The organism is Hylemonella gracilis (assembly GCF_004328645.1).
GTDB classification, from domain to species: Bacteria; Pseudomonadota; Gammaproteobacteria; order Burkholderiales; family Burkholderiaceae_C; genus Hylemonella; species Hylemonella gracilis_B.
Genome location: NZ_CP031395.1, coordinates 158265 through 184408, shown reverse-complemented (window position 1 = coordinate 184408; position 26144 = coordinate 158265). Strand labels below are relative to the sequence as shown.

At 65.1% G+C, this 26144-nt stretch carries 24 protein-coding genes; 16 read left to right on the top strand and 8 right to left on the bottom strand.

Annotated elements, in window-relative coordinates; all coding sequences use genetic code 11:
• Window positions 1-92: 92 nt before the first annotated feature.
• Together prfA and hemA are read right to left on the bottom strand one after the other, a co-directional pair.
• Window positions 93-1193, bottom strand: coding sequence for a peptide chain release factor 1 (prfA, locus tag DW355_RS00830; protein WP_131277081.1), 1101 nt, complete (start codon window positions 1191-1193; stop codon window positions 93-95).
• A 3-nt stretch (window positions 1194-1196) separates the two neighbouring features.
• Window positions 1197-2483: a glutamyl-tRNA reductase gene (hemA, locus tag DW355_RS00825; protein WP_131277077.1), complete on the bottom strand. Its 1287-nt coding sequence runs from the start codon at window positions 2481-2483 to the stop codon at window positions 1197-1199.
• Between the two features lie 78 nt (window positions 2484-2561).
• On the opposite strand from hemA, the gene DW355_RS00820 reads away from it, so the two are divergent.
• The 6 genes from DW355_RS00820 to DW355_RS00795 all read left to right on the top strand — a co-directional run bounded on the left by DW355_RS00820 (window position 2562) and on the right by DW355_RS00795 (window position 6188).
• Entirely contained in the window at window positions 2562-2855 is a 294-nt protein-coding gene (locus DW355_RS00820) for a hypothetical protein (protein ID WP_131277074.1), read from the top strand.
• Between the two features lie 35 nt (window positions 2856-2890).
• Window positions 2891-3250: a YciI family protein gene (locus DW355_RS00815; protein ID WP_131277071.1), complete on the top strand. Its 360-nt coding sequence runs from the start codon at window positions 2891-2893 to the stop codon at window positions 3248-3250.
• Window positions 3251-3377: 127 nt separating this feature from the next.
• Entirely contained in the window at window positions 3378-3932 is a 555-nt protein-coding gene (locus DW355_RS00810; RefSeq protein WP_131277068.1) for an SRPBCC family protein, read from the top strand.
• An 84-nt stretch (window positions 3933-4016) separates the two neighbouring features.
• Window positions 4017-4439: a YciI family protein gene (locus tag DW355_RS00805; protein WP_131277064.1), complete on the top strand. Its 423-nt coding sequence runs from the start codon at window positions 4017-4019 to the stop codon at window positions 4437-4439.
• A 23-nt stretch (window positions 4440-4462) separates the two neighbouring features.
• Window positions 4463-4879 (top strand): VOC family protein, encoded by a 417-nt coding sequence (locus DW355_RS00800; RefSeq protein WP_131277061.1) that lies wholly within the window; start codon window positions 4463-4465, stop codon window positions 4877-4879.
• A gap of 4 nt (window positions 4880-4883) precedes the next feature.
• The gene (locus tag DW355_RS00795; protein ID WP_131277058.1) at window positions 4884-6188 is read left to right on the top strand and encodes an RNA polymerase sigma factor; all 1305 of its coding nucleotides are present in this window, start codon (window positions 4884-4886) and stop codon (window positions 6186-6188) included.
• A 60-nt stretch (window positions 6189-6248) separates the two neighbouring features.
• Here DW355_RS00795 and ugpQ read toward each other — a convergent pair whose 3' ends face one another.
• The 6 genes from ugpQ to ugpB all read right to left on the bottom strand — a co-directional run bounded on the left by ugpQ (window position 6249) and on the right by ugpB (window position 12817).
• Complete coding sequence (gene ugpQ, locus DW355_RS00790) at window positions 6249-7052, bottom strand: glycerophosphodiester phosphodiesterase (protein ID WP_131277055.1); 804 nt, start codon at window positions 7050-7052, stop codon at window positions 6249-6251.
• Between the two features lie 30 nt (window positions 7053-7082).
• A complete protein-coding gene (locus DW355_RS00785; protein ID WP_131277052.1) occupies window positions 7083-8111 on the bottom strand; it encodes a sn-glycerol-3-phosphate import ATP-binding protein UgpC in 1029 nt (342 codons plus the stop codon).
• A 2-nt stretch (window positions 8112-8113) separates the two neighbouring features.
• Window positions 8114-8965, bottom strand: a complete 852-nt coding sequence (gene ugpE / locus DW355_RS00780) for a sn-glycerol-3-phosphate ABC transporter permease UgpE (RefSeq protein WP_131277049.1) — start codon at window positions 8963-8965, stop codon at window positions 8114-8116.
• Window positions 8966-8967: 2 nt separating this feature from the next.
• Window positions 8968-9849, bottom strand: a complete 882-nt coding sequence (gene ugpA / locus DW355_RS00775; protein WP_131277046.1) for a sn-glycerol-3-phosphate ABC transporter permease UgpA — start codon at window positions 9847-9849, stop codon at window positions 8968-8970.
• Window positions 9850-9897: 48 nt separating this feature from the next.
• Window positions 9898-11391 carry a cryptochrome/photolyase family protein gene (locus DW355_RS00770; RefSeq protein ID WP_131277043.1) on the bottom strand — a complete coding sequence of 498 codons (1494 nt, stop codon included), beginning with the start codon at window positions 11389-11391 and terminating at the stop codon, window positions 9898-9900.
• Between the two features lie 73 nt (window positions 11392-11464).
• Window positions 11465-12817, bottom strand: a complete 1353-nt coding sequence (gene ugpB, locus DW355_RS00765; RefSeq protein ID WP_131277041.1) for a sn-glycerol-3-phosphate ABC transporter substrate-binding protein UgpB — start codon at window positions 12815-12817, stop codon at window positions 11465-11467.
• A 248-nt stretch (window positions 12818-13065) separates the two neighbouring features.
• Here ugpB and DW355_RS00760 point away from each other — a divergent pair, with 248 nt between their 5' ends.
• From DW355_RS00760 to aspS, 10 genes are all read left to right on the top strand, one after another.
• Window positions 13066-17004 carry a DUF3683 domain-containing protein gene (locus DW355_RS00760; RefSeq protein WP_131277038.1) on the top strand — a complete coding sequence of 1313 codons (3939 nt, stop codon included), beginning with the start codon at window positions 13066-13068 and terminating at the stop codon, window positions 17002-17004.
• 28 nt (window positions 17005-17032) lie between these two features.
• Complete coding sequence (locus tag DW355_RS00755) at window positions 17033-17464, top strand: gamma-butyrobetaine hydroxylase-like domain-containing protein (protein ID WP_131277035.1); 432 nt, start codon at window positions 17033-17035, stop codon at window positions 17462-17464.
• Window positions 17465-17477: 13 nt separating this feature from the next.
• Window positions 17478-18209: a bifunctional demethylmenaquinone methyltransferase/2-methoxy-6-polyprenyl-1,4-benzoquinol methylase UbiE gene (ubiE, locus tag DW355_RS00750; protein ID WP_131277031.1), complete on the top strand. Its 732-nt coding sequence runs from the start codon at window positions 17478-17480 to the stop codon at window positions 18207-18209.
• A 115-nt stretch (window positions 18210-18324) separates the two neighbouring features.
• On the top strand, window positions 18325-19323 hold the full coding sequence (locus tag DW355_RS00745) for a Tim44 domain-containing protein (RefSeq protein WP_242671349.1): 999 nt from the start codon (window positions 18325-18327) through the stop codon (window positions 19321-19323).
• A gap of 173 nt (window positions 19324-19496) precedes the next feature.
• Window positions 19497-20096 (top strand): hypothetical protein, encoded by a 600-nt coding sequence (locus DW355_RS00740; RefSeq protein ID WP_131277026.1) that lies wholly within the window; start codon window positions 19497-19499, stop codon window positions 20094-20096.
• Entirely contained in the window at window positions 20093-21724 is a 1632-nt protein-coding gene (ubiB, locus tag DW355_RS00735; protein ID WP_131277024.1) for a ubiquinone biosynthesis regulatory protein kinase UbiB, read from the top strand. The genes DW355_RS00740 and ubiB overlap by 4 nt, the downstream gene beginning before the upstream one ends.
• A 99-nt stretch (window positions 21725-21823) precedes the next feature.
• Complete coding sequence (locus tag DW355_RS00730; RefSeq protein ID WP_131277021.1) at window positions 21824-22957, top strand: polyamine ABC transporter substrate-binding protein; 1134 nt, start codon at window positions 21824-21826, stop codon at window positions 22955-22957.
• Between the two features lie 60 nt (window positions 22958-23017).
• Complete coding sequence (locus tag DW355_RS00725; protein WP_131277018.1) at window positions 23018-23377, top strand: FmdB family zinc ribbon protein; 360 nt, start codon at window positions 23018-23020, stop codon at window positions 23375-23377.
• Between the two features lie 66 nt (window positions 23378-23443).
• Complete coding sequence (locus DW355_RS00720) at window positions 23444-24073, top strand: DUF502 domain-containing protein (protein WP_131282111.1); 630 nt, start codon at window positions 23444-23446, stop codon at window positions 24071-24073.
• Between the two features lie 66 nt (window positions 24074-24139).
• A complete protein-coding gene (gene aspS / locus DW355_RS00715; protein WP_131277015.1) occupies window positions 24140-25933 on the top strand; it encodes an aspartate--tRNA ligase in 1794 nt (597 codons plus the stop codon).
• Window positions 25934-26144 lie beyond the last annotated feature (211 nt).

Sequence of the window (26144 nt, the reverse complement as noted above, 5' to 3'; positions counted from 1 at the left end):
TATTAGAACCCTGGGACGTAAAGCACCCGTTAACGTGGGGCAAATCGCTTGTACCCTGGCACCGGACGCCGGGGCGCGAGCCGCGAGGCAGGTCAGCGCTGGGCAATTTCCAGGTCGGCCAATTGCTCGGCTTCGCGTGCCTGCCGCAAGGCCTGGACCACGTCGTCGAGCGCGCCTTCCATCACCAGGCCCAGCTTGTAGAGCGTGAGGTTGATGCGGTGGTCGGTCAGCCGCCCTTGCGGAAAGTTGTAGGTGCGGATGCGGTCGCTGCGGTCCCCACTGCCGACCAAGCCCTTGCGGGTGGCCGCGTCCTTGGCGGCGCGCTCGCTGCGCTCCTTTTCGTGGATGCGCGCGGCCAATACCTGCAGGGCCCGGGCCTTGTTGCGGTGCTGGCTGCGGTCGTCCTGGCATTCGGCGACGATGCCGGTCGGGATGTGCGTGACGCGCACGGCCGAGTCGGTCTTGTTGATGTGCTGGCCACCCGCGCCGCTGGCGCGAAAGGTGTCAATGCGCAGGTCAGCCGGATTGATCTGTACCGCTTCCTGTTCGTCGGGTTCGGGCAGCACGGCCACCGTGCAGGCGCTGGTGTGGATGCGTCCCTGGGTTTCGGTGGTGGGCACGCGTTGCACGCGGTGCCCGCCGGATTCGTAGCGCAGATCGCCGTAGACGCCACTGTCGTCGGCAGCACTGCCGTCGATGCGCAATACCACTTCCTTGTAGCCACCGAGTTCACTCGGCGACTCGCTCATGATCTCCGTCTTCCAGCCGCGCTGGTCGGCGTAGCGCGTGTACATGCGCAGCAGGTCGGCCGCGAACAGGGCCGACTCGTCGCCGCCCGTGCCCGCGCGGATTTCAAGGAAGGCGTTGCGCTCGTCGTCAGGGTCCTTGGGCAGCAACAGGCGTTGCAATTCATTTTCCAGTCGGGCCAGATCGGCCGTGGCGGCGGTGATCTCTTCCTGGGCGATTTCCGCCATGTCCGGTTCCGCCAGCATTTCGCGCGCGCTGGCCAGATCGGTTTCGCGCTGCCGGTACTCGGCGTAGCGCCCCGCGATGGCCGTGACGTCGTTGTGCTCGCGCGAGAGGGCGAGGAACTGCTTCATGTCCGCCATGATGTCCTCGCGGCTGAGCAGGAAGTTCAGCTCTTCAAGGCGCTGGGCATAACGCTCCAGCTGCTGACGCAGGAAGTCTTTCAACGGTTAACGCTCTTTGCGCAGGAAGATGCGCTGGATGGCCTGCGCCGCGCGCTCGCGCGCGGTGCTGTCGCCCGCGTTCAATTCGGCCAGGGCGCCGTGCAGCATCTTCTGCGTCAGGCCGCGCGCCAGGGCTTCGAGCACGGCGTCCATGCTTTCGCCCTTGGCCATGAGCTTGCGCGCGCGGGCCAGTTCGGTGGCGCGCCAGCTGTCGGCCTGGGTGTTGAGTTGCTGGATGAGAGAGACCACGCCATTCGCCGGGTCGCGCTGGTCCATCCAGTGCATGAAGTTGCGCACGCCAGTGTCGATGATGACTTCGGCCTGCGCCACGGCTGCCTGGCGCTGGGCCTGGCCGGCTTGCACCACGGTGGCGAGGTCGTCCACGGTGTAGAGATAGACATCCCCCAACTGGCCCACTTCGGGTTCGATGTCGCGCGGCACGGCCAAATCCACCATGAACATGGGGCGATGCTTGCGTTGCTTGAGCGCCCGCTCGACCGCGCCCAGGCCGATCAGCGGCAGGGTGCTGGCGGTGCAGGAGATCACGGCGTCGAATTCGTGCAGGCGCGCCGGCAGGTCGGCCAGGCGCATGGACTCGCCGCCGAAGCGGGTGGCCAGGGCCTCGCCGCGTTCCAGGGTGCGGTTGGCGATGGCGATGGAGGTGGGGTTCTTGGCCGCGAAGTGCGTGGCGGCCAGCTCGATCATCTCGCCCGCGCCGACGAAGAGGATGCGGATCTGTCGCAGATCCTCGAACAGATTGGCCGCCAGCCGCACGGCGGCGGCGGCCATGCTGATGCTGTGCGCGCCAATTTCGGTGGAGCTGCGCACTTCCTTGGCCACCGCAAAACTGCGCTGGAACAGCTGGTTCAATGTCTGGCCCAGCGCGCCGGCTTCCTCGGCGGCGCGCACCGCGTCCTTCATCTGGCCCAGGATCTGCGCCTCGCCCAGCACCATGGAATCCAGCCCGCTGGCCACGCGGAAGGCGTGGCGCGCTGCCTCGTCGCCTTGCAGCGTGTAGGTGTGGCTGCGCAGTTCCTCGGCGGAAATGCCGCCACTCTGCGCCAGCCACTGCAAGGTGGGCGTGATTTCAGCCGCCTCGCTGGCGCAGTAAATCTCGGTCCGGTTGCAGGTGGACAGGATGGCCGCCTCGGCCAGACCACCCTGCGGTGCGGTGCGCAAGGACGCGCGCAGTTTGTCCAGAGTCGGGGGCAATTGCTCAGGCGCAAAAGCAAATCGACCGCGCAGATCCAGCGGCGCGGTCGTGTGGTTGATGCCGAGAGCCCAGACGGCCATGGAGTAGTGGTGAGTGCGTGATGCGTTGCGAGAGGGCTGGATTATAAAATTTGCGGCCGCACCCGACAGAACCCCACCATGAACCCTTCCGATTCGTCTTCTCTCCTGCTTTGGCACGGGCTCAATTTTGCCGCGCCGGCGACCGTGCTGGCCCTGCTGCTGCCGCTTCTGGGACGCTTGCTGCTGGGGCGGCGCGCGGCCATCCTGCCCTGGTGGGGGCAGATGCTGGCGCATTGGCTGTTGGGACTGGCCGTGCTCACCGTCTGCTTCTGGCAATTCGGACACGACGGTCAGATGGCCTCGTACGTGGCTCTGGTGGTGGGCGCGGGCACCCTGCAATGGGTTCTGGTGCGTGGCTGGCGCCCGGCCTGAGCAGAATCTCTCATTCCCACACTTTCGGAGTGCCGATGCCGTACATGCTGTTGATCCTGGAGCCCATCGGGCAACGAGAAGCCCGCGGCGAGGCCGAGGGCCGGGTGGCCTACGAACGCATGCAGCGCTATGCGGCCGACCTGCAGGCCCGTGGCCTGCTGCGCGGCGCCGAATCCCTGGCTTCGCAGCGCACGGCGACCCGTGTCGCGCGCGCTTGTGCCGGCGGCGTGGCCCAGGTGCTGGACGGACCCTTTGCCGAAGCCAAGGAAATGGTGGGCGGGTACTTCCTGCTGGACTGCCCGACCCGTGAGCAGGCGGTGGAGATCGCCCTGGCCTGCCCGGCGGCCGAGTGGGCCACCGTGGAGGTGCGGGAGTTGGGGCCCTGTTTCCTCTGAGGCGGTCGAAGGCCTGAACCGGACCTGAAGTTTTTCCGGCGCTGGGTCGTGGTCCTGTCGATTTGGCGGGGACTGCTTCGTCGTGAGGGCAGGGGCCGATGTCCGGCCCGTTCTCAGGAGTTGTCCCATGATCGTCAAATCCCTCTTGGCCCTTGTCGCCGTGTTGGCGTTGGCCGTGGTCGCCTTGCTGCTGTACGCGTCACGCCAGTCCGACAGCTTTCAGGTGCGGCGCAGCCTGCGCATCCAGGCGACCGCCGAGCGCATCCATCCGCTGATCAACGACCTGCGCCGCTTCAACATCTGGAACCCTTACATGAAGAAGGATCCGGGCATGACTTCCCGCTACCGCGGACCCGAGGCCGGCCCGGGCGCGGCCCTCGATTTCGAGGGGAATGCCCGCACCGTGGGCCGGGGCAGCATCGCGATCGTCGAGTCCAGCGCGCCCCAGCGGGTGGTGATGACCCTGGACATGCACGAGCCCTTCGAGGCGCACAATCGCGTGACTTTCACGCTCGTTCCCCAGGGGGATGGCCTGACCGAGGTGAGTTGGGCCATGGAGGGCGTGGGCCCCTTGCCCCTCATGGCCAAGGTCATGCATGTCTTCATCGACATGGACCGCATGGTGGGCACCGACTTCGAGGCGGGGCTGTCCGATCTGAAGGCCTTGGCCGAGTCTTCCTGAATCCCGCATATTTTTTTGTGCAGCCTGTCGATTCCGTTCCGCGCCTTTCGTCGTGGGAATGAACCGCCAAGAAAGGAGATTCCCATGCGCTTCATGATCATCGTCAAGGCCACCGCCGATTCCGAGGCCGGCCGTTTTCCCGACAATCCGGAACCCGTCTTCGCCGCCATGGCGGCCTACCACGAGGAACTGGCCCAGGCCGGTGTGCTGCTCGACGGGTCCGGCCTGCAGCCCAGCAGCAAAGGTTGGCGCGTGCAGTACGGCGCCGATGGCAAGCGGACCGTGATCGACGGCCCCTTCGCCGAGAGCAAGGAGCTGGTTGCTGGCTACACCCTGATCCAGACCCGCAGCCGCGAGGAAGCGCTGGAATGGACGCGCCGCTTTCCAAACCCCATCAATGAGGGCGTGCCCTGCCACGTCGAGGTGCGACAACTCTTCGAGATGGAGGACTTCGATGGCTTGCTGTCGGAGTCCACGGCCGAGCGCTTCCGCAAGATCGACATGTGACAGGAATCACGAGGAGACCCATCATGGCCCACAAGATATTCGTCAACCTGCCCATCGAGGACATGGCCCGTTCCCAGGCCTTTTTCCGGGCCCTGGGTTTCGACTTCAACCCGCAGTTCACCAACGAGCAGGGCGCCTGCATGGTGGTGTCCGAGGACATTTTCGTGATGCTGCTGGTGAAGCCCTTCTTCCAGAGCTTTCTGCGCGGCACCACCATCGCCGACGCGCGCCAGACCACCGAGGTGCTGGTGGCTTTGTCATGCGACAGCCGGGCCGAGGTGGACGAACTGGTGCGCAAGGCCCTGGCCCACGGTGGCCGCAGCGCGCGTGACCCGGAAGATCACGGCTTCATGTACGCACACGCCTTTTGTGACCCGGACGGCCACATCTGGGAACCGGTGTGGATGGATCCGGCCGCCCTGGACGCTCCGCAAAACTGAAGGGATGCATTCGGCCACCCACCAGGCGATCGCCGCGGTCTGGCGCATCGAGTCGGCGCGCATCGTCGCGGTGGTCGCGCGTTTGGTGCGCGACCTTGGCGTGGCCGAGGAACTGGCGCAAGACGCGCTGGTCGCGGCGCTGGAGCATTGGCCGCGCGACGGCATTCCGGACAAGCCCGGCGCCTGGCTGACCACCACGGCCAAGCGCCGGGCGCTGGACCACCTGCGCCACGGCAAGATGCGCGACGAGAAACTCCAGGCGCTGGGGGCCGATCTGGAGGCCCAGGAAGCCCTGGTCGTGCCCGATTTCGTGGACGCGCTGGATGCGGCGCGGCAGGATGACATCGGCGACGACCTGCTGCGCTTGATCTTCACCGCCTGCCACCCGGTCCTGTCGGCCGAGGCGCGGGTCGCGCTCACGCTGAAACTGTTGGGAGGCCTGAGCACGCACGAGATCGCCCGGGCCTTCCTGGTGGCCGAGCCCACCATCGCCCAGCGCATCGTGCGCGCCAAGCGCACGCTGGCCGAGGCCCAGGTGCCTTACGAAGTGCCTCGCGGTGCGGAGTTGGCGCCCCGGCTGGCTTCGGTGCTGGAGGTGATCTACCTCGTGTTCAACGAAGGTTACACCGCCACCACGGGCGAGGACTGGATGCGGCCGGCGCTGACCCAGGAGGCGCTGCGGCTGGCGCGCATGCTGGCCGAACTGGCCCCACGCGAGCCCGAGGCGCAGGGCCTCGTGGCCTTGCTGGAACTTCAGTCATCCAGGCTCGCGGCCCGCACCGACCGCGAAGGCCGCCCCATCCTCCTCCAAGACCAGGACCGCGCGCGCTGGGACCACCTGCTGATCCGGCGTGGGCTGGCGGCCCTGTCGCGGTCCGAGGCGCTGATCGAGGGCATGGCCGACGCAGGAGGTGTGTTGCCAGGTCCTTATGTCTTGCAGGCAGCCATCGCGGCCTGCCATGCACGCGCGGCCACGGCACAGGCCACGGACTGGGCGCGCATCGCCGAGCTGTATGCCGTGTTGGCCCGCGTCCGGCCTTCACCCGTGGTGGAGCTCAACCGCGCGGTCGCCGTGGGCATGGCCCGCGGACCGCGGGCGGGGCTGGAGATCGTGGACGCGCTGCGCGATGCCCCGGCCTTGCGCCATTACCAGTGGTTGCCCAGCGTACGCGCCGATTTGTTGACGAAGCTGGGTCGTTACGCGGAGGCCCGCGCGGAGCTGATGCGGGCCGTGGCCCTGACCGCGAACGTCCGCGAGCGCGAACTGCTGCTGGAACGCGTGGCGGCCCTGCCGGCCGATGCGCCTTGATTGGGCAGGCCAGGCTTGCCTGCCGTGAGCGTGGCCAGGCGACGTCAGCGTCTCAGGCGTTCAGCTCGGCTTGAACAGATCGACCCGGTCCGTGATGATGCCGTCCACGCCCAGGGCGAGCAGGCGTTGCACATTGGCTTCGTCGTTGACCGTGTAGCACAGGGCGCGCAGGCCGGCCCGGCGCAGCTGGGCCATGTAGGTCGCGTCGGCCAGCTTGTGGTTGCAGACCACGGCCACGCAGCCCAGGGCCTGGGCGGTGGCCAGCCAGCCGTCCCACAGGGTGTCGATCAGCAGGCCACGCGGCAGCTCGGGCCGCGCGGCCTTGGCGGCGGCCAGCGCTTCGGGGCGGAAGGAGGTCAGGAAAGGCGGGACCGGCTGGCCCTGCCAGAGTCGCGCGGCGTGTTCGGCCACGACCCGGCCGGTTTCCTCTTCGGTGTCCGGCGTGGGTTTGATCTCGATGTTGAGGAACAGCTGGTTGGTCAGACAGTAGCTGGCGATGGCTTCGAAGCTGGGTAAGGGCTCGCCCGCATAGGCCGGGCTGTGCCAGCGGCCCGCGTCCAGCCGCGACAGCGTGCTCCAGGGGTAGTCTCCGCCGACCATGCTGGCGTGGTCACCCGAGGCGCCGTCCGTGCCGACGCGCAATTGCGTCGGGCCGTCCGTCGTGCGTTCCAGGGTCGCGTCGTGCATCAGGAAGGGCACGCGATCGGCCGAGAGTTTCACGTCGCATTCGAACATGCGGTAGCCGTGCGAGGCACCCAGGCGGAAGGCGGCCAGGGTGTTCTCGGGCGCGAGCTTGCCGGCGCCCCGGTGAGCGATCCAGCGCGGGTAGGGCCAGGCTTGGGTGTTGCCGAAGGAGGCGGGCATGGGCGTTGTCCGGGTTGGGGGCGGCTGCGTTTACAGGCGCTTGCCGCTGGCCGCGTCGAACTGGTGGATGTGCTCCGGCGCGAACTGCAGGTGCACGGTCGTGCCGTTGGCGAACGGCGTGGGGGTGACCTGGCTTTCGTCAACGCGCACGATGACCTGTTCCTCGCCCACGCGGGTGTAGAGCAGGCGTTCCGCGCCGAGCAGCTCCTGGGTTTCGAGTCGTGCCTCCCAGCCTTCACCGCGGTTGGCGATGCGAAGGTGTTCGGGGCGGACGCCCAGGATGGCGCCGGGTTTCACGCCCGGTGCGTGCTTCAGCAGGTTCATGGGCGGCGAGCCGATGAAGCTGGCGACGAAGGTCGACGCCGGGCGGTGGTAGACCTCCTGCGGCGTGCCGAACTGCTCCATCACGCCCGCGTTCATCACGATCATGCGCTGCGCCAATGTCATGGCCTCGACCTGGTCGTGCGTCACGAAGAGGCTGGTGATGCCCAGTTCGCGGTGCAGCTTCTGGATCTCCAGGCGCGTCTGGGCGCGCAGCTTGGCGTCCAGGTTGGACAGCGGTTCGTCGAACAGGAAGACCTGGGGCTGGCGCACGATGGCGCGGCCCATGGCCACGCGCTGGCGCTGGCCACCCGAGAGCTGGCGGGGCTTGCGGTCCAGAAGGTGGCCCAGTTCGAGGATGGCCGCGGCCTTGTCCACCCGGACTTTGATCTCGTCCTTGGGCACCTTGGCGATCTTCAGTCCGTAGGCCATGTTGTCAAACACGCTCATGTGCGGGTAGAGCGCGTAGTTCTGGAACACCATGGCGATGTCGCGCTCAGCCGGCTCCAGATTGTTGACCACGCGGTTGCCGATCGAGATCGTGCCGTCGGAGATTTCCTCCAGGCCCGCGACCATGCGCAGCAGCGTGGATTTGCCGCAGCCCGAGGGGCCGACGATGACGATGAATTCGCCATCGGCGATTTCGGCGTTGACGCCATGAATGACCTGGTTGCCCTTCTGGCCCTTCACGGTGGAAGGGTAGCGTTTGATGATGTCGCGCAGCGAGATGGCCGCCATGTTTATTTCTCCGTGTCCACAAGGCCCTTGACGAACCATTTCTGCATCAATATGACCACCAGCACCGGCGGCAGCATGGCCAGGATGGCCGTGGCCATGACCACATTCCAGTCATTGGCCGCGTCGCCGCCCGAGAGCATGCGTTTGATGCCGATGACCACCGGGTACATGTCTTCCTTGGTCGTGACCAGCAGGGGCCAGAGGTACTGGTTCCAGCCGTAGATGAACTGAATCACGAACAGGGCCGCGATGCTGGTGGCCGACAGCGGCACCAGCACGTCCTTGAAGAAGCGCATGGGGCCCGCGCCGTCCATGCGCGCGGCCTCCACCAATTCGTCCGGTACCGTCAGGAAGAACTGCCGGAACAGGAAGGTGGCGGTGGCCGAGGCAATGAGCGGTACCGTGAGCCCCGCGTAGCCGTTGAGCATGTGCAGGTCGGCCACCACCTGGTAGGTCGGGCCGATGCGCACCTCGACCGGCAGCATCAGCGTGATGAAGATGGCCCAGAAGCAGGCCATCTTGAAGGGGAAGCGGAAGTAGACGATGGCGAAGGCCGACAGCAGCGAGATCGCGATCTTGCCGATGGTGATGATCAGCGCGCTGACCAGGCTGACCCACATCATGCGGCCGACCGCCGCCTGCGAGCCGCCGCCGGCACCTTCACCCAGCAGGGCGGCCTTGTAGCTGGCCCAGGCGTTGTCTCCGGGCAGGATGGGCATGGGCGCCTGCACGATCTCTTGCGAGGTGTGGGTGGAGGCCACGAAGGCCAGGTAGACCGGGAAGACGATCAGGATGACGCCCAGGCACAGGACCACGTGCGCCAGGATGCCCAGGGTGAGACGGCGTTCAACCATATTCAATAATTCACCTTGCGCTCGACATAACGGAACTGGATCACCGTGAGCGCGATCACGATGCCCATGAGCACCACCGACTGCGCGGCGGAGCTGCCCAGGTCCATGGCCTTGAAGCCGTCGTAATAGACCTTGTAGACCAGGATGGAGGTTTCCTTGCCCGGACCGCCGCTGGTGGCGGCGTCGACGATGGCGAAGGTGTCGAAGAAGGCATAGACCACGTTCATCACCAGCAGGAAGAAGGTGGTCGGCGACAACAGGGGGAACTGGATGGTCCAGAAACGTCGCCAGGGCCCGGCGCCGTCGATGGCGGCCGCTTCGATCAGCGACTTCGGGATGCTCTGCAGTCCGGCGACAAAGAAGAGGAAGTTGTAGGAAAACTGCTTCCAGATCGCCGCCGCCACGATCAGCGCCATGGCGTGCTCCCCCTTGAGCAGGTGGTTCCAGGGAATGCCGACCCGCTCCAGCGCCCAGGCCACGGGGCCGATGGACGGCGAGAACATGAAGACCCACATCACGGCGGCCACCGCCGGGGCGACCGCGTAGGGCATGATGAGCAGGGTGCGGTAGACCATCACGCCGCGCACGATCCGGTCCGCGAAGACGGCCATCAGCAGGGCCAGCGACAGGCCGATCACCGCCACCAGCACCGAGAAGTAGGCCGTGGTCTTGAACGAGGCCAGGTAGAGGGGGTCGCTGAACAGGCGTTCGAAGTTTTCGAGTCCCACCCATTCGGTGGACATGCCGAAGGTGTCCTGCTGCTGGAAGGACTGCAGAAGGGCCTGGCCTGCGGGCCAGAAGAAGAACACGCCAATGATGAGCAACTGCGGCAGCAGCAGGGCCCAGGGCAACCAGCGGGAACGGAACAGGACGCGTTTTTCCATGCGTGTATTGGTGTAAGCCGCCGGCAGGGCGGGAATAGGGGCTGGAGTCTAACCGGGACGGTGGGGTGTGGGCCCTGTGTCGGACAGCGAGTTTTCCTGGACGACCGGGCCTGCAACTTGGGCCTGTCCCAGGCTGGCGAACAGGGCGATGGTGGCCTTCCGGCTGGCGCCCAGATCGACCATGGGCACCGGGTAGCCGGGTGGCGGACCGGAGGGCGCGAGGTGGGGCGCATGGATGGCTTTGTCATTCAAGCCTGCCAGTTCCGGCACCCACTCACGGATGAACTGACCTTGCGGGTCGAAGCGCTGCGATTGGGTGACGGGGTTGAAGATGCGGAAATAGGGCGCCGCGTCGGTGCCCGTGGAGGCGCTCCATTGCCAGCCGCCGTTGTTGGCCGCGAAGTCCCCGTCAATCAGTTGCTCCATGAAATAGCGTTCGCCCCAACGCCAGTCGATCTGCAGGTTCTTGCTGAGAAACATGGCAACCAGCATGCGCAGGCGGTTGTGCATCCAGCCGGTGGCGTTCAACTGGCGCATGGCTGCGTCGATGATGGGGATGCCGGTGCGGCCCTCGCGCCAGAGCGCGAAATCCTCGGGAGCCTGGCGCCAGGGGAAGGCTTCGGTGTGGACCTGCATGGCGCGGTGCATGCAGACCTGGGGATAGTCCACCACCAGGTGCTGGTAGAACTCGCGCCAGATCAGCTCACTGACCCATGTGCTCACGCCCGGGTTGGCGTTCCAGTCCCCGCCGGTGCGAGACAGCACCGCCGCGAGGGCTTGGCGGGGCGACAGCGCGCCGATGGCCAGGTAGGGCGACAAACCGGAGGTGCCGGCCACGGCGGGCAGGTCGCGTTGTGTCTGGTAGCGGTCGAGATCCTGTGAGATGAAGCGTTGTAGCCGGGCCTGGGCCACGGTTTCACCGGCCGGCCAGAGCGCGTCCAGGTCGCGCAACGTGTGGCCTTCGAACAAGCGGTCGATGTCTTGCGCGCTGGCGGGCGGGCAGGGCAGTGCCACCTGCGGCGCGGGTTCCTCCAGGGGGCGCAGGGGCAGCAGGCTGGCCAGCTGTAGCCATTTGCGCTTGTAGGGGGTGAACACCTTGTAGGGCGCGCCCGCCTCGTTGCGCACCTTGCCTGGGGGAAGGACCACCCGGTCATGGCAGCGCTTCACCGTCACGCCCTGGGCGCGCAGCAATTGATGGACCTGTTGGTCGCGCGTCAGCTCGTCGAGCGGGTACTCGGCATTGAAGAAGCAGTGGCTGATGCCCAGTTCCTGGGCCAGCCGGGCCAGCGCGGGTGCAATCTCCGCCGCCTGGGCCACGCGCAGCACCCGCAGGGCGATGTGGTGGCGCGCCAATGCCGACGTCAGCAGCCGCAGGTGGCGGCGCACGAAATCCAGCCGCGCGGGTGCGATGGGGAAACGCGTGACATAGGCGTCGCAGTGCACGTAGACCGCGACCACGCCTTGCTGCAACGCCGCGGCAGCGTGCAGGGCCGGGTTGTCATGCAGGCGCAGATCGTTGCGCAGCCAGGCCAGAGCCGTCATGGTTTCCAGGGTGTGAAAGAAAAACCGCCATCCCAAAGCGGGATGGCGGTGATTGCCATCGGAGCGGTAAAGCTTACTTGTTAGCCTTCTCGAAGCGCTCCAGCAGTTCGTTGCCGCGGCTCACGATGCTGTCCAGGGCGTCCTTGGGGGACTTCGTGCCGGCCCAGACTTGCTCGAGTTCTTCGTCCTCGATGGTGCGGATCTGCACATAGTTGCCCAGGCGGATGCCACGGCTCTTATCGGTCACTTTGCGGATCATCTGCGTCACGGCCACGTCGGTGCCGGGGTTCTGCTTGTAGAAGCCCGAGGCTTCGGTCAGCTTGTAGGCGGCGGTGGTGACGGGTAGGTAGCCGGTGCGCTTGTGGCTGGCGGATTGCACTTCAGGCGTGGAGATGAAGTTGAAGAAGGTGGCCACGCCCTTGTATTCCTCGGCCTTCTTGCCGCTCATGACCCAGAGGCTGGCGCCGCCGATCACGGTGTTTTGCGGCGCGCCCTGGACATCCGGGTAGTAAGGCAGAGTGCTCAGGCCATAGGCGAACTTGGCGTTCTTGGACACATTGCCGTAGAAGCCCGAGGACGTGGTGATCATCGCGCACTCACCCGACACGAAACTGGCTTCGGCCTTATTGCCGCGGCCCTTGTAGGCCATGCTGCCGTCCTTGGCCATCTTGGCCAGGGTTTCGATATGGCGCACGTGCAGCGGCGAGTTGATCTTCATGCGTGCGTCGAGGCCGCCCAAGCCGTTCTGCTCGGTGGCGAATTCCACGTTGTGCCAGGCCGAGAAGCTCTCGAGCTGGGTCCAGCCCTGCCATGCGGGGGTGAACGCGCACTTGTGACCGCTGTCCTTGAGCTTGGTGGCCGCAGCCACGACTTCAGGCCAGGTGGTCGGGGCCTTGTCCGGGTTCAGACCGGCGGCCTTGAAGGCGTCTTTGTTGTAATAGAAGATGGTCGTCGAGCTGTTGAAGGGGAAGCTCAGCATCTGGCCGTTGGGGGCCGTGTAGTAGCCGGCCACGGCGGGCACGTAGGCGCTGGGGTCGAACTTGAAGCCCGCGTCGGTCATGACCTTGCCCACGGGAACGACGGCGCCTTTGCTGGCCATCATGGTGGCCGTGCCGACTTCGAACACCTGCAGGATGTGCGGCGCATTGCCGGCGCGGAAGGCGGCGATGGCGGCGGTCATGGACTCGTCGTAGGTGCCCTTGAAGACGGGGGTGACCTTGTAGGCCGTCTGACTTTCGTTGAACTGCTTGGCCAGGTCATTGACCCATTCGTTGTTGACGGCCGTCATCGAGTGCCACCACTGGATTTCGGTCTGTGCCTTGGCCGCGGGCGCGAAGCTCAGGGCGGACAGCGCCGAGACGACCGTCAGCGCCAGGGTGCTGAGCGGGCGGCGGGCCAGGGTATGGGCAAGCGAGGGTTTGTTCATGTGTGATCAATCCTAGGAAGGGTTGCGTAAGTCGGGCAGCGTAGAGCGCAATTGTGACAAGCGGATTAAGCCCGCATGACGAAGCCTTCAAGCTCCGGGATTTCCATAGGAGGGATGCGCGCAGGGTCGTTGGGCACAGGGCTGAGCCCGGCTTGGGGCGCTGGGGTAACATCCAGTTTCAGCCGGTGTGGGCCTTATGTGTTGCTACCTGCTACCAGGCAAACTTCGGGCTGAGATTTCAGGCTTTCATGAACGCACCGACCTTGCCAAACGCCGTCGCGGACGCCGTCCGCGCGCACGACCACGAGCGCATCCGCGAAATTCCCTATAACTACACCTCCTACTCCGACCGCGAAATCGTCCAGCGCTTGCTGGGTGCGCGGGCCTGGGAGGTACTGAACCAGTTGCGCGAGGAGCGCCGCACAGGCCGCTCCGCCCGCATGCTCTATGAGGTGTTGGGCGACATCTGGGTGGTGCAGCGCAATCCCTACCTGCAGGACGACCTCCTGGACAATCCCAAGCGGCGCGGCCAGCTGGTCGAAGCCCTCCACCACCGCCTGGGCGAGGTGGAGAAGCGCCGACGGCCCATGCCTACCGCCGCCGCGCAGGAGGGGGCCGCGCCCTCATTCGATGCCAAGCGTGATGCCCTGGTGGGCGAGTTGCTCAACGCCGCGCGCGCGGCGGTGCAAGCCTTCGATGAGACCTTTCGTGAGGTCGAGGCCCTGCGCCGCAAGGCCCAGCGCGTGCTGTGCCGTCTGACGGCCCGCGACAACGTCAAGTTCGACGGCCTGTCGCGCGTGTCGCACGTGACCGACGCCACGGACTGGCGCGTGGAATACCCCTTTGTCGTGCTCACGCCCGACAGCGAGGAAGAGATGGCCGGCCTGGTGCGTGGTTGCATCGAGCTGGGACTGACCATCGTGCCGCGCGGCGGCGGCACCGGTTACACCGGCGGCGCCATTCCGTTGACCTGGAAGAGCGCGGTCATCAACACCGAGAAGCTGGAGGCCATGACCGAGGTCGAGATGATCCTGTTGCCCGGGCTGGACAAGCCGGTCCCAACGGTCTGGACCGAGGCCGGCGTGGTCACGCAGCGCGTGGCGGACGCCGCCGAGCGGGGTGGTTTTGTCTTCGCCGTAGACCCGACCAGCGCCGAAGCGTCCTGCGTGGGGGGCAACATCGCCATGAACGCGGGCGGCAAGAAGGCCGTGCTCTGGGGCACGGCGCTGGACAACCTGGCGAGCTGGCGCATGGTCACGCCCGAGGCCGAGTGGCTGGAGGTGACGCGCGTCGGCCACAACCTGGGCAAGATCCACGACGCCGACGTGGCCAGCTTCGAGCTGAAATATTTCGATGCCTCGGGAAAGAAACTGCGCCGCACTGAGCGATTGGACATTCCGGGCCCGCGTTTTCGCAAGGAAGGTCTGGGCAAGGATGTGACGGACAAGTTCCTCAGCGGCCTGCCCGGCGTGCAGAAAGAAGGTTGCGATGGCCTGATCACCAGCGCGCGCTGGGTGGTGCACCGCATGCCCGAGCACACCCGCACGGTCTGCCTGGAGTTTTTCGGCCACGCCAAGGACGCCGTGCCGTCGATCGTCGAGATCAAGGACTTCATGTTCGCCGAGCAAAAACGCAGCGGGACGCTGCTCGCCGGCCTCGAACACCTGGATGACCGCTACCTGAAGGCGGTGGGTTACGCCACCAAGAGCAAGCGCGGCGGCTTGCCCAAGATGGTGCTGATCGGCGACATCGTGGGCGACGATCCCGACCATGTGGCGCGCGCCGCCAGCGAGGTCGTGCGCATGGCGAATTCGCGCAGCGGCGAAGGCTTCACGGCGATCAGCCCCGAAGCCCGCAAGAAGTTCTGGGCCGACCGCAAGCGCACTGCGGCCATCAGCAAGCACACCAACGCCTTCAAGATCAACGAAGACGTGGTGATTCCGCTGCCGCGCATGGCCGAGTACACCGACGGCATCGAGCGCATCAACATCGAACTGAGCCTGCGCAACAAGCTGAAGCTGGCGGACGAGCTGGATGCCTTCTTCCAGCGCCCGGACCTGGCGGCGCTGCTCAAGGCAGGCAAGCAGGCGGCGGACGACGGCAGCGAAGTCTCGGCGGCGGAACTGCTGTCCGAGCGCGCCAGCCAGGCGCTGACGCTGGTGCGCACGGTGCGTGCGCAATGGCTGGACTGGCTCCAGCGCGTCGATGCGCTGTTCCCGCAACTGCAGAGCCATGAACTGCGCGCTAGCTGGAAGACCCAGGTCCGCCAGCCCCTGCAGGCCATCTTCACCGGCGGGGCCTTCCAGCCGTTGCTGGACGAATGCAATGCCATCCACAAGCGCGTGCTCAAGGGTCGCGTGTGGGTGGCGCTGCACATGCACGCCGGTGACGGCAATGTGCACACCAACATTCCCGTCAACAGCGACGACTACGAGATGCTGCAGACCGCCCACGAGGCGGTGGCGCGCATCATGAAGCTCGCGCGTTCGCTCGATGGCGTGATCTCGGGCGAGCATGGCATCGGCATCACCAAGCTGGAGTTCCTGACCGACGAGGAGCTGCAACCCTTCGCCGACTACAAAGCCCGGATCGACCCGCAGGGGCGTTTCAACAAGGGCAAGCTGCTGCGACACCTGCCGGTCGCGCAGGACGACGAGGACATGCACGCCGCCGATCTGAGCCAGGCCTACACGCCCAGCTTCGGCCTGATGGGGCACGAATCGCTGATCATGCAGCAGAGTGACATTGGTGCCATCGCCGACAGCATCAAGGACTGCCTGCGCTGCGGCAAGTGCAAGCCGGTCTGCGCGACCCATGTGCCGCGCGCCAACCTGCTGTATTCGCCGCGCAACAAGATTCTCGCCACCTCGCTGCTGGTCGAGGCCTTCCTCTACGAGGAGCAGACTCGCCGCGGCGTCAGCATCAAGCACTGGCAGGAGTTCGAGGACGTGGCCGATCATTGCACGGTCTGCCACAAGTGCGAGTCGCCCTGCCCGGTCAAGATCGACTTCGGCGACGTGACCATGAACATGCGCAACCTGCTGCGCAAGATGGGCAAGAAGCGCTTCCGCCCCGGCAACGCGGCGGCCATGTTCTTCCTGAACGCAACCAATCCGGACACCATCAAGTTGATGCGCGGCGCCATGGTCGGGGTGGGCTTCAAGGCCCAGCGTCTGGCCAACGACCTGCTGCGCCGGCTCACCCGCGCGCAGACCGCCAAGCCCGCCGCCACGGTGGGCATGCCGCCGATCAAGGAGCAGGTGATCCACTTCATCAACAAGAAGCTGCCGGGTGGCCTGCCCAAGAAGACCGCGCGTGCGCTGCTGGACATCGAGGACAAGAACTATGTGCCCATCATCCGCGACGCAGCGCGGACGACGGCAGAGACCGAGGCTGTGTTCTATTTCCCGGGCTGCGGCTCGGAACGCCTGTTCAGCCAAGTGGGCCTGGCCACCCAGGCCATGCTCTGGCACGCGGGTGTGCAGACCGTGCTGCCGCCGGGCTACCTCTGCTGCGGCTATCCGCAGCGTGGCAGCGGGCAGTTCGACAAGGCCGAGCAGATCATCACCGACAACCGCGTGCTCTTCCACCGGGTGGCCAACACGCTCAATTACCTGGACATCAAGACCGTGGTGGTGAGCTGTGGCACCTGCTACGACCAGCTCCAGGGTTACAAGTTCGAGGACATCTTCCCCGGCTGCCGCATCATCGACATCCATGAGTTCCTGCTCGAAAAGGGGCTGAAACTCGAAGGCGACGGTGCCTACCTGTACCACGATCCCTGCCACACGCCGCTCAAGCAGCAGGAACCGATGAAGACGGTCAAGGCCCTGGTCGGCCCGAACGTGGTCAAGAGCGAGCGTTGCTGCGGCGAGAGTGGCACTTTCGGCGTCACTCGGCCCGACATTTCGACCCAGGTACGTTTTCGCAAAGAGGAAGAGCTCAAGAAGGGCGAGGCCGCGTTGCGCGAGACCGGCCTGGTGGGACCGAAGGACGACCTGAAGATCCTCACGAGCTGCCCGAGCTGCCTGCAGGGCCTGAATCGCTACGGCAATGACCTGGACAATGGCCTGCTGGAAGCCGACTACATCGTGGTCGAGATGGCACGCAAGATCCTCGGCGAGGACTGGATGCCGAAATACGTCGCCGCGGCCAACGCTGGCGGTATCGAGCGCGTGCTGGTCTGACACGCGCAAGTTTGGAGGAGACTCACAGATGGCTGGTTTGAAAGCGGGTGCGCCGAAGCCGCTGAATATGACGGTGCACGGCAAATCGCGCGTGCTTGAAGTGGCGTTCACGGATGGCAAGATTTTTCGCATCCCCTTCGAGCTGATGCGGGTCTACTCGCCGTCAGCCGAGGTGCAAGGGCATGGTCCGGGGCAGGAAGTCCTGCAAACCGGCAAGCGCGAGGTGGAACTGGTGGGGCTGGAACCGGTGGGCAACTATGCCGTGCAGCCGGCTTTCAGTGATGGCCACAACAGTGGCCTTTACACCTGGGACTATCTTTATTTCCTTGGCTCGCAGGAGTCACGACTCTGGACCGAGTACGAGGCCAAGCTGCAGGCTGCGGGTCTGGGCCGCGACGCGCCCATGGCGGCCAGCGGGGTCCATGGCCACGGGGGTCATGCCTGCGGTCACCACCATTGAAGCAGGGCGAACCATGAGCCAGACCCATTTTGGTTTCGAAACGGTCGACGAGACCGAAAAAGCACGGCGCGTGCGCGGCGTGTTCGATTCCGTCGCGTCCAGGTATGACGTGATGAACGACCTGATGTCCGGAGGCTTGCACCGGCTCTGGAAGCGCTACACCGTCATGGTGGCCAATCTCAAGGAAGGCCAGCGGGCGCTGGACATCGCAGGTGGCACGGGCGACCTCGCGCTCGCCTTTGCCCGTCAGGTGGGCACGCGCGGTCAGGTGGTCCACACCGACATCAACGAAGCCATGCTGCGCACCGGGCGTGACCGCCTGCTCGACGCCGGCGTGGTGCTGCCCACGGTGGTCTGCGATGCGGAGAAGCTGCCCTTCCCCGATGGGCATTTCGATCTCGTCAGCGTGGCCTTCGGCCTGCGCAACATGACCCACAAGGACGCTGCCCTGGCCGAAATGCGCCGTGTGCTCAAGCCCGGCGGCCGCCTGCTGGTGCTGGAGTTCTCCAAGGTCGCACCGCCGCTGGAAAAGGCCTATGACTGGTACTCTTTCAAGGTGCTGCCCCTGCTGGGCAAGTTCGTCGCCGGCGACGCGAACAGCTACCGGTATCTGGCCGAGTCCATCCGCATGCACCCGGGGCAGGAGGAACTCAAGGCCCTGATGCACAAAGCCGGATTCGGCCATGTGGACTTCCATAACCTGACGGGTGGTGTGGTCGCCTTGCATGTTGGAATCAAGACCTGATACGGTTCGGCATTCGTAGTTGTCGGTAGTTTTGTTTGGGGGTTGGTGCATGAAGCGCGGGTTGAATGAGGTGAAGCGGGGTGGGGCTCTGGTCTTGTCCCTCGCCTTGGGCTTGATGGTGGCGCTCGGTTCGACGGAGGCCGAGGCCCGTCGCCTGGGTGGTGGTGTTTCCGTCGGCAAGCAGTCCGGCAATGTGGCGCGTCGCGACGCGACCCCTGCCCAATCCCCTGCAGCGACGCCCACGGCACCGCCTTCGTCCGCGCAGAACGCCGCCGCTTCGGGGGGAAGTCCCGCAAGCGCCGCAGGCGCGGCGGTTCCCGCCGCTTCTGCGGCCGGTGCGGCGACAGCGCCGGCTCGCCGTACCGGCATGGGTTTGCTGGGGGGCTTGGCGGCAGGCCTGGGCTTGGCCTGGCTGGCCAGCAGCCTGGGGCTGGGCGCGGCCTTCGGCCAATTCCTGCTGATCGCGCTGGTTCTGCTCTTGGCCTTTGTGGCGATGCGCTGGTTGCTCCGTCCCCGCGCTGCGGCGACGGCCTCGCGCAACAGCTATGCCTTCCAGGGGCAGGGCGGCGCTGGCGTGGCGACCATTCCCTCAGCCTACTTCCCCGAGAACGTGGGCAACGATGCATCCGCGCGCCCCTGGGAGCAAGGCGCCAGCACCACGGCGGCCGGCTCGGCTCAGGGCGTGGTCATCGGTTCGGCCTTGAACGGAAAGGCCGCGGACTGGAGCGTTCCCGCCGGTTTTGATGTCGAGAGTTTCCTGAAGGTGGCCAAGAGCAACTTTATTCACTTGCAGGCCGCCTGGGACAAGGCCGACATGGTGACTCTGCGCTCCATGATGACCGACGAGATGCTGGCGGAGATCAGCGCCCAGCTTGCTGAGCGCGAGCGCCTGTCCAGCGGTGAACCCAACCTGACCGAAGTCCAGATGCTGCAGGCGCAGTTGCTCGGCATCGAGGAGATGGGCGGCGAATACATGGCCAGCGTGGAGTTCTCCGGCATGGTGCGCGAGGATCGCCACAGCGGCCCCAGCCCTTTCCGCGAGGTCTGGAACATGACCAAGCCGCGCGACGGCAGCCGCGGATGGTTGGTCGCGGGTGTGCAGGCCCTGCAGTAAATAGGCGCGTCCTCCCGCTTGCGTTCCGTTCTTTTGCAGCGCCACTCCCTCGGGGCGCACCCAGCGGTCCGGCGAAGCCAGCGCCACTGTTGCCTCGATTTGTGAGTCGTGCGTGCGGACGCGGGGACAGAACCGGGAATAATCGGGGGCTTATGCAGTCGTCCCCTTTGTCCATGCTTGCAGACGCCGCGCAAAAGCTGCTCGGTGTTCTGCCGAAGCCGCCTTTTCCCCTGCCACTTCCGTCACTTGATCGCTTGCCCCAGCCCCCGGCTTGGGCGGTACGGGAGGTGCAGCGCCGTGTCGTGCTGCTGCTCAATCATGTGCTGATGCAAGAGCCCGAGGCCATGACCCGTCTGGCGCGCCAGCAGGGGCGGGCGATTCTGTTCCAGTGGCGCGACCTCGGTTTCATGCTTCGGTGCACGCCGGCAGGGCTGTTTGACCTGGCGGATGCCGAGCCGACTGTGGATGCCCGGGTTCCGGATTTGACGCTGACCGTGACGGAAACGTCACCCTTGGCCGTGGCGCAGGCCTTGCTCGCGGGTGAGCAGCCCTCCGTGCGCATCGAAGGCCACGTGGCCTTGGCGTCCGAGCTGAGTTGGCTCACCGAGCACCTGCGCTGGGACATCGAAGAGGATCTGGCGCGTCTGATCGGCGACGCGCCGGCCCACAGCCTGGCCCAGGCCGCGCGGCGCGCGGCGCAGGCCTTGCGTGCCTGGTTGCCGGCTCGCTCCGGGGTCCCTGCTTTTTCGGACGGAGCTGGAGCACAGCCATGATCGGGCTGGCCAGTCGGTTTCTGCGCGGTGCTTACATTGTCTGGATCGTGCTGCGTTACGGTCTGGACGAACTGGTGCTGTCCAGTTTCCGCAAACCCTGGCTGCGTGTGGCCGCGCGCATCGTGGCCTTTGGCCGACCCTTGAACAAACCGCGCGGTGTGCGTCTGCGCGAGGCCCTGGAGCGTCTGGGCCCCATCTTCGTGAAGTTCGGCCAGGTGCTGTCCACCCGGCGCGACCTGCTGCCGCCAGACATCGCCGAGGAACTGGCCAAGCTGCAGGACCGCGTACCGCCGTTCAGCCCCGAGGTGGCGGTCGCCACCATCGAACGGTCTTTTCGCCAGCCACTGGACAGCATTTTCAGTGAGTTCCAGCGCGAGCCGGTGGCCAGCGCCTCGATTGCCCAGGTGCACTTCGCCCGCCTGCGCGGCAAGGACGGCCAGCACGTCGGACGCGAGGTGGCCGTCAAGGTGCTGCGCCCCAACATGCTGTCCGTCATCGAGAAAGATCTGGCGCTGATGCGATGGATGGCGGCCTGGATAGAGGGGCTGTCGGCCGACGGCCGACGCCTGAAACCTCGCGAGGTGGTGGCGGAATTCGACAGTTACCTGCACGATGAACTGGACCTCGTGCGCGAGGCCGCCAGTGCCGCCCAGCTGCGACGCAACATGGCCGGGCTGAACCTGGTGCTGATCCCGGAGATGTTCTGGGACTACTGCCACGCCGACGTGATCGTGATGGAACGCATGCAGGGCATCCCGATCAGCCAGACGCAACGCCTGCGCGAGGCAGGCGTGGATCTGAAGAAGCTGGCGCGCGACGGTGTAACGATTTTCTTCACGCAGGTGTTCCGCGACGGCTTCTTTCATGCGGACATGCATCCCGGCAACATCTTCGTCAGCACGGATCCGGCCACTTTCGGCCGTTACATCTCGCTCGATTTCGGCATCGTGGGCACGCTGACGGAATTCGACAAGGAATACCTGGCGCAGAACTTCACGGCCTTTTTCCGCCGCGATTACAAGCGCGTGGCCGAGTTGCACATCGAGAGCGGCTGGGTACCACCCGAGACCCGGGTCAACGAGTTGGAGGCGGCGGTGCGCTCCGTCTGCGAGCCCTATTTCGACCGGCCGCTGAAGGAAATCTCGCTCGGCATGGTGTTGATGCGCCTGTTCCAGACCTCGCGCCGTTTCAACGTCGAAATCCAGCCGCAACTGGTGCTGCTGCAGAAGACGCTGCTCAACATCGAGGGCCTGGGGCGCGACCTCGATCCGGATCTGGACCTCTGGAGCACGGCCAAGCCTTTCCTGGAAAAGTGGATGGCCGACCAGATCGGGCCCAAGCGCCTCTGGGCTGAACTCAAGAATCAGGCGCCGCGCTACGCCAAGCTACTGCCTGAATTGCCGCGCTTGCTGCACGACTTCCTGCGCGACCACTCGGGCCTGGGGGCGACGGGTGGCGGCCGGCGGACACTGGAGGCTTTGCTCGCGGAGCAACGAGCCACCCGCCGGCTGCTGCAGATCCTGGTGGCGGCAGGCATCGGTTTTGCAACAGGAGTGCTGCTGATGCAAGCCCTCTGGAACTGGCCGGCGATGGCCGGTGCGTTCGCCGGTTTTTTCCAGGGCCGCTAGGATTTCACCGGATAATCCCGGGGTTTCACCTGAAACCGCTCGGCGCTTTCAGCATCCGTATTTTCACCGCCTGCTCGTTGCTCGAAAGGATTGATGAACATGAAGACTTTGACCCCTCGGTTCCGCGTTTTTGTCGCGGCCATGGCGTTGGCAGTCACCGGTTTCACGGGCCTGGTCTCCCGTGTGGAGGCCGCCGAGGAACCGGTGCTCAATATTTACAACTGGGCCGATTACATCGCTGAGGACACCATTGCCAATTTCCAGAAGGAAACCGGCATCAAGGTCAATTACGACAACTTCGACAGCAATGAGGCCTTGCACGCCAAGCTGATGGCGGGCATGTCCGGCTACGACATCGTGGTGCCCGGCTCGCACTTTGCGAAGCTGCAGATCCAGGGCGGCCTGCTGATGAAGCTGGACAAGTCCAGGCTCCCCAATCTGAAGAACCTCGATCCCGCCATCCAGGCCCAGCTGGCCAAGGTGGATCCAGGCAATGAGCACCTGGTGGACTGGCTCTGGGGCTACACCACGGTGGGCATCAACGTCGACCAGGTCAAGAAAGCCCTCGGCGGCACCCCCCTGCCGGCGAACACCTGGGACTTGGTGTTCAAGCCCGAGTACGCTTCCAAGCTGCAGAAATGCGGCATCTCCTTTCTCGACACCGCGTCCGAGATCCTGCCGATCGCGCTCAAGTACATCGGCAAGGATCCGCGCAGCAAGAGCGCGGCGGACTATGCCGAGGCCGGCAAGATGCTCAAGGCCGTCCGCCCTTACGTGGGTCGCTTCGCCGGTTCGGGATCTGACTACATTGACCAGATGGCCAGCGGTCAGCTCTGCGCCGTGGTTGGGTGGTCCGGCGACATCATGATCGCCAAAGACAAGTCGAACGAGGCCGGCAAGCCCCAGAATCTGCAGGTGATGCTGCCCAAGATGGGCGGCCTGCTGTTCTTCGACACGCTGGCCATCCCGAAGGATGCCAAGCATCCTGAGAATGCGCACAAGTTCATCAACTACATCCTGCGTCCCGAAGTGCATGCCTCGCTGACCAACGCTGTGTTCTATGCCAACCCGAACAAGGCGAGCATGAAGTTCGTCAATCCGCTGCTGGCCAAGGACCCGGCCGTGTTCCCGGACGCGGCAGGGCTGGCTTCCATGATCGCGCCGGACACGCCGGACGCCACCACCATGCGTCTGATCACGCGTACGTTCACCAACTTCAAGGTGGACCGCTGATCGCCTGATCATCTCGGCAGATCATTTTTCATCGACATCGTTCCAGAGTTACATCGCGCCATGCCTATCTACGCCTACAAGTGCAGCGCCTGCGGCCTTGCCAAGGACGTTTTGCGAAAGATTTCCGATGAACCGCTGACGGTCTGCCCGAATTGCGGCAAGGCAACATTCAGCAAGCAGGTCACGGCGGCTGGTTTTCAGCTCAAGGGCAGCGGCTGGTACGTCACGGATTTCCGAGGAGGTTCGGGTGGCGGGGGCTCCGATTCGTCCGGAGGCTCCTCCGGCGGCGGTGGCTCTCCCGGCGATTCGGGTGGAGGTGGTGGTTCCGGTTCCGGCCCTTCCGATGGTGGGGGTGGGGGCACGACAACGGCTGCGTCGGCATCGGGTCACAGCTGTGGCTCGGGATGCGGCTGCGCTTGAGCCGGGTGGCTCGGACCGGCGTGCATGATGGCAAAGGACATTGAAGATGGCAGGAGTTCTTCCGTGATGGTGAAGTTCCGAAAATGGCTGCTGGCCGGGCTGCTCGTGCTGGTGCCGCTCATCATCACCTTGTGGGTGCTGAACTGGGTCGTTGGCACGCTGGATCAGACCCTGCGCATCCTGCCCAGCGCCTGGCATCCGGACACCTTGCTGGGCTTTCACATTCCCGGATTGGGCGTGATCTTCGCCGTGGTGGTCGTGCTGGCGATCGGTGCCATGGCCTCCAACTTCATTGGCAACCAACTGCTTGCCTGGGGCAATGCCTTGCTGCAGCGCATCCCCGTGGTTCGCTCCGTCTACTCCGGTGTCAAACAGGTATCGGACACGCTGTTTTCCGAGAAGGGCAATGCCTTCCGGCAGGCCGTGCTCGTGCAGTGGCCTCGACCGGGCATGTGGACCATCGGATTCGTGACTGGCATGCCTGGGGGCGACTTGGTGAATCACTTGCAGGGCGACTATCTGAGCGTTTTCGTTCCCACCACGCCCAACCCCACGGGGGGCTATTTCGTCATGCTGCCCCGCGCGGATTGCGTGGTGCTGTCGATGAGCGTGGACGAAGCCCTGACCTACGTGATTTCCATGGGCGTGATCGCGCCCGGCACCAAGGTGCAAATCGGATCCTCCGATCCGACCTGAGCTCAGCGCGTGGTGCCTTTCCGATCCCATCTCCTTATCAGAACGAGCTAGAAAGAGAAATTTTCCATGTCCATGCGCTCCCATTACTGCGGTCTGGTGACCGAGGCCCTGCTGGGTCAGACCGTCACCTTGTGTGGCTGGGTCAACCGTCGGCGCGACCATGGCGGCGTGATCTTCGTGGACCTGCGTGACCGCGAAGGGTATGTCCAGGTCGTCTGCGATCCGGACCGTCCCGAGATGTTCAAGATCGCCGAGGACCTGCGCAATGAATTCTGCGTGCAGATCAAGGGCCTGGTGCGCGCTCGTCCCGCCGGCACCACGAACGACGGTCTGAAGAGCGGCAAGATCGAGGTGCTGTGCCATGAGCTGAAAGTGCTGAACCCCAGTGTCACGCCGCCTTTCCAGCTGGACGACGAAAACCTGTCCGAAACCACGCGTCTCACGCACCGCGTGCTCGACCTGCGCCGCCCCTACATGCAGAACAACCTGATGCTGCGCTACCGCGTGGCCATGGAAGTGCGCAAGTTCCTGGATGCGAATGGCTTCATCGACGTCGAGACGCCCATGCTGACCAAGAGCACGCCCGAAGGCGCGCGCGACTACCTGGTGCCCAGCCGCGTGCACGATGGCATGTTCTTCGCGCTGCCACAGTCCCCTCAACTCTTCAAGCAGTTGCTGATGGTGGCGGGGTTCGATCGCTACTACCAGATCACCAAGTGCTTCCGCGACGAGGACTTGCGTGCCGATCGCCAGCCCGAGTTCACCCAGATCGATATCGAGACCTCCTTCCTGTCTGAGCAGGACATCCGAGACATGTTCCAGGGCATGATCAAGACGGTGTTCCAGAACGTGTTGGGTATCGACCTGGGCGAGTTCCCGGTCATGGCCTACTCCGAGGCCATGTACCGCTATGGTTCGGACAAGCCCGATCTGCGCGTCAAGCTCGAATTCACCGAGCTGACGGACGTGATGAAAGACGTGGACTTCAAGGTTTTTTCCACACCCGCGCAGAGCAAGGGCGGACGTGTGGTTGCCTTGCGCGTGCCTGGCGGCGGCGAGATGAGTCGCGGCGAGATCGACGGTTACACCGAGTTCGTCAAGATCTACGGCGCCAAGGGCCTGGCCTGGATCAAGGTCAACGAAGCCGCCAAGGGCCGTGATGGTCTGCAGTCGCCTATCGTCAAGAATCTGCACGACGCCGCCATCGCCGAGATCCTGAAGCGCACGGGTGCCCGGGATGGGGACCTGATTTTCTTCGGCGCGGACAAGGCCAAGATCGTCAACGATGCCATCGGTGCGCTGCGCCTCAAGGTTGGCCACAGCGAGTTCGGCAAGAAGAGCGGCCTGTTCGAGGCCCGCTGGGCGCCGATGTGGGTGGTGGACTTCCCCATGTTCGAATTCGATGAGGAGGCCCAGCGCTACACCGCCGTGCACCATCCCTTCACGGCCCCGAAGGATGGTCACGAGGACTGGATGGTGACCGATCCCGAGAAGTGCATCGCCAAGGGTTACGACATGGTGCTCAACGGCTGGGAAATCGGCGGTGGCTCGGTGCGCATCCACCGTGCCGATGTGCAGGCCAAGGTGTTCGATGCGCTCAAGATCGGCCCCGATGAGCAGCGCCTGAAATTCGGGTTCCTGCTCGACGCGTTGCAATACGGCGCCCCGCCGCACGGCGGCCTGGCCTTTGGTCTGGACCGCATCGTCACGCTGATGACGGGCGCTGAGTCCATCCGCGATGTGATCGCCTTCCCCAAGACCCAGCGGGCGCAGTGCCTGTTGACCCAGGCACCGAGCCCGGTGGACGAAAAGCAGTTGCGAGAACTGCACATCAAGCTGCGCAATTCGCAGCCAGCGTGAGCCCGCTGGGGCCCCATCAGGCCTTCCCGCAGGCGGGTCGGGGCATCGCGGCTCCCAGGCCTTGCGGCACCGGTGAACAGTGCCACGCGCAGGCTTACCGAGGCGCGTTGGGGTGACAACATGATGGCAAAAGGCGTCTTCGGACGCCTTTTTTCATGGGGTCCGCGCAAAAGGCCTTCCGGGCATGCCTCGTGCATACGCCCTATGGCGT

What these genes read in the sequence shown, in the direction of transcription:
- hemA (WP_131277077.1), bottom strand. Translation starts at nt 2,483, where the DNA reads ATGGCCGTCTGGGCTCTCGGCATCAACCACACGACCGCGCCGCTGGAT.
- DW355_RS00820 (WP_131277074.1), top strand. Translation starts at nt 2,562, where the DNA reads ATGAACCCTTCCGATTCGTCTTCTCTCCTGCTTTGGCACGGGCTCAAT.
- DW355_RS00815 (WP_131277071.1), top strand. Translation starts at nt 2,891, where the DNA reads ATGCCGTACATGCTGTTGATCCTGGAGCCCATCGGGCAACGAGAAGCC.
- DW355_RS00810 (WP_131277068.1), top strand. Translation starts at nt 3,378, where the DNA reads ATGATCGTCAAATCCCTCTTGGCCCTTGTCGCCGTGTTGGCGTTGGCC.
- DW355_RS00805 (WP_131277064.1), top strand. Translation starts at nt 4,017, where the DNA reads ATGCGCTTCATGATCATCGTCAAGGCCACCGCCGATTCCGAGGCCGGC.
- DW355_RS00800 (WP_131277061.1), top strand. Translation starts at nt 4,463, where the DNA reads ATGGCCCACAAGATATTCGTCAACCTGCCCATCGAGGACATGGCCCGT.
- DW355_RS00795 (WP_131277058.1), top strand. Translation starts at nt 4,884, where the DNA reads ATGCATTCGGCCACCCACCAGGCGATCGCCGCGGTCTGGCGCATCGAG.
- ugpQ (WP_131277055.1), bottom strand. Translation starts at nt 7,052, where the DNA reads ATGCCCGCCTCCTTCGGCAACACCCAAGCCTGGCCCTACCCGCGCTGG.
- DW355_RS00785 (WP_131277052.1), bottom strand. Translation starts at nt 8,111, where the DNA reads ATGGCGGCCATCTCGCTGCGCGACATCATCAAACGCTACCCTTCCACC.
- ugpE (WP_131277049.1), bottom strand. Translation starts at nt 8,965, where the DNA reads ATGGTTGAACGCCGTCTCACCCTGGGCATCCTGGCGCACGTGGTCCTG.
- ugpA (WP_131277046.1), bottom strand. Translation starts at nt 9,849, where the DNA reads ATGGAAAAACGCGTCCTGTTCCGTTCCCGCTGGTTGCCCTGGGCCCTG.
- DW355_RS00770 (WP_131277043.1), bottom strand. Translation starts at nt 11,391, where the DNA reads ATGACGGCTCTGGCCTGGCTGCGCAACGATCTGCGCCTGCATGACAAC.
- ugpB (WP_131277041.1), bottom strand. Translation starts at nt 12,817, where the DNA reads ATGAACAAACCCTCGCTTGCCCATACCCTGGCCCGCCGCCCGCTCAGC.
- DW355_RS00760 (WP_131277038.1), top strand. Translation starts at nt 13,066, where the DNA reads ATGAACGCACCGACCTTGCCAAACGCCGTCGCGGACGCCGTCCGCGCG.
- DW355_RS00755 (WP_131277035.1), top strand. Translation starts at nt 17,033, where the DNA reads ATGGCTGGTTTGAAAGCGGGTGCGCCGAAGCCGCTGAATATGACGGTG.
- ubiE (WP_131277031.1), top strand. Translation starts at nt 17,478, where the DNA reads ATGAGCCAGACCCATTTTGGTTTCGAAACGGTCGACGAGACCGAAAAA.
- DW355_RS00745 (WP_242671349.1), top strand. Translation starts at nt 18,325, where the DNA reads ATGGTGGCGCTCGGTTCGACGGAGGCCGAGGCCCGTCGCCTGGGTGGT.
- DW355_RS00740 (WP_131277026.1), top strand. Translation starts at nt 19,497, where the DNA reads ATGCTTGCAGACGCCGCGCAAAAGCTGCTCGGTGTTCTGCCGAAGCCG.
- ubiB (WP_131277024.1), top strand. Translation starts at nt 20,093, where the DNA reads ATGATCGGGCTGGCCAGTCGGTTTCTGCGCGGTGCTTACATTGTCTGG.
- DW355_RS00730 (WP_131277021.1), top strand. Translation starts at nt 21,824, where the DNA reads ATGAAGACTTTGACCCCTCGGTTCCGCGTTTTTGTCGCGGCCATGGCG.
- DW355_RS00725 (WP_131277018.1), top strand. Translation starts at nt 23,018, where the DNA reads ATGCCTATCTACGCCTACAAGTGCAGCGCCTGCGGCCTTGCCAAGGAC.
- DW355_RS00720 (WP_131282111.1), top strand. Translation starts at nt 23,444, where the DNA reads ATGGTGAAGTTCCGAAAATGGCTGCTGGCCGGGCTGCTCGTGCTGGTG.
- aspS (WP_131277015.1), top strand. Translation starts at nt 24,140, where the DNA reads ATGTCCATGCGCTCCCATTACTGCGGTCTGGTGACCGAGGCCCTGCTG.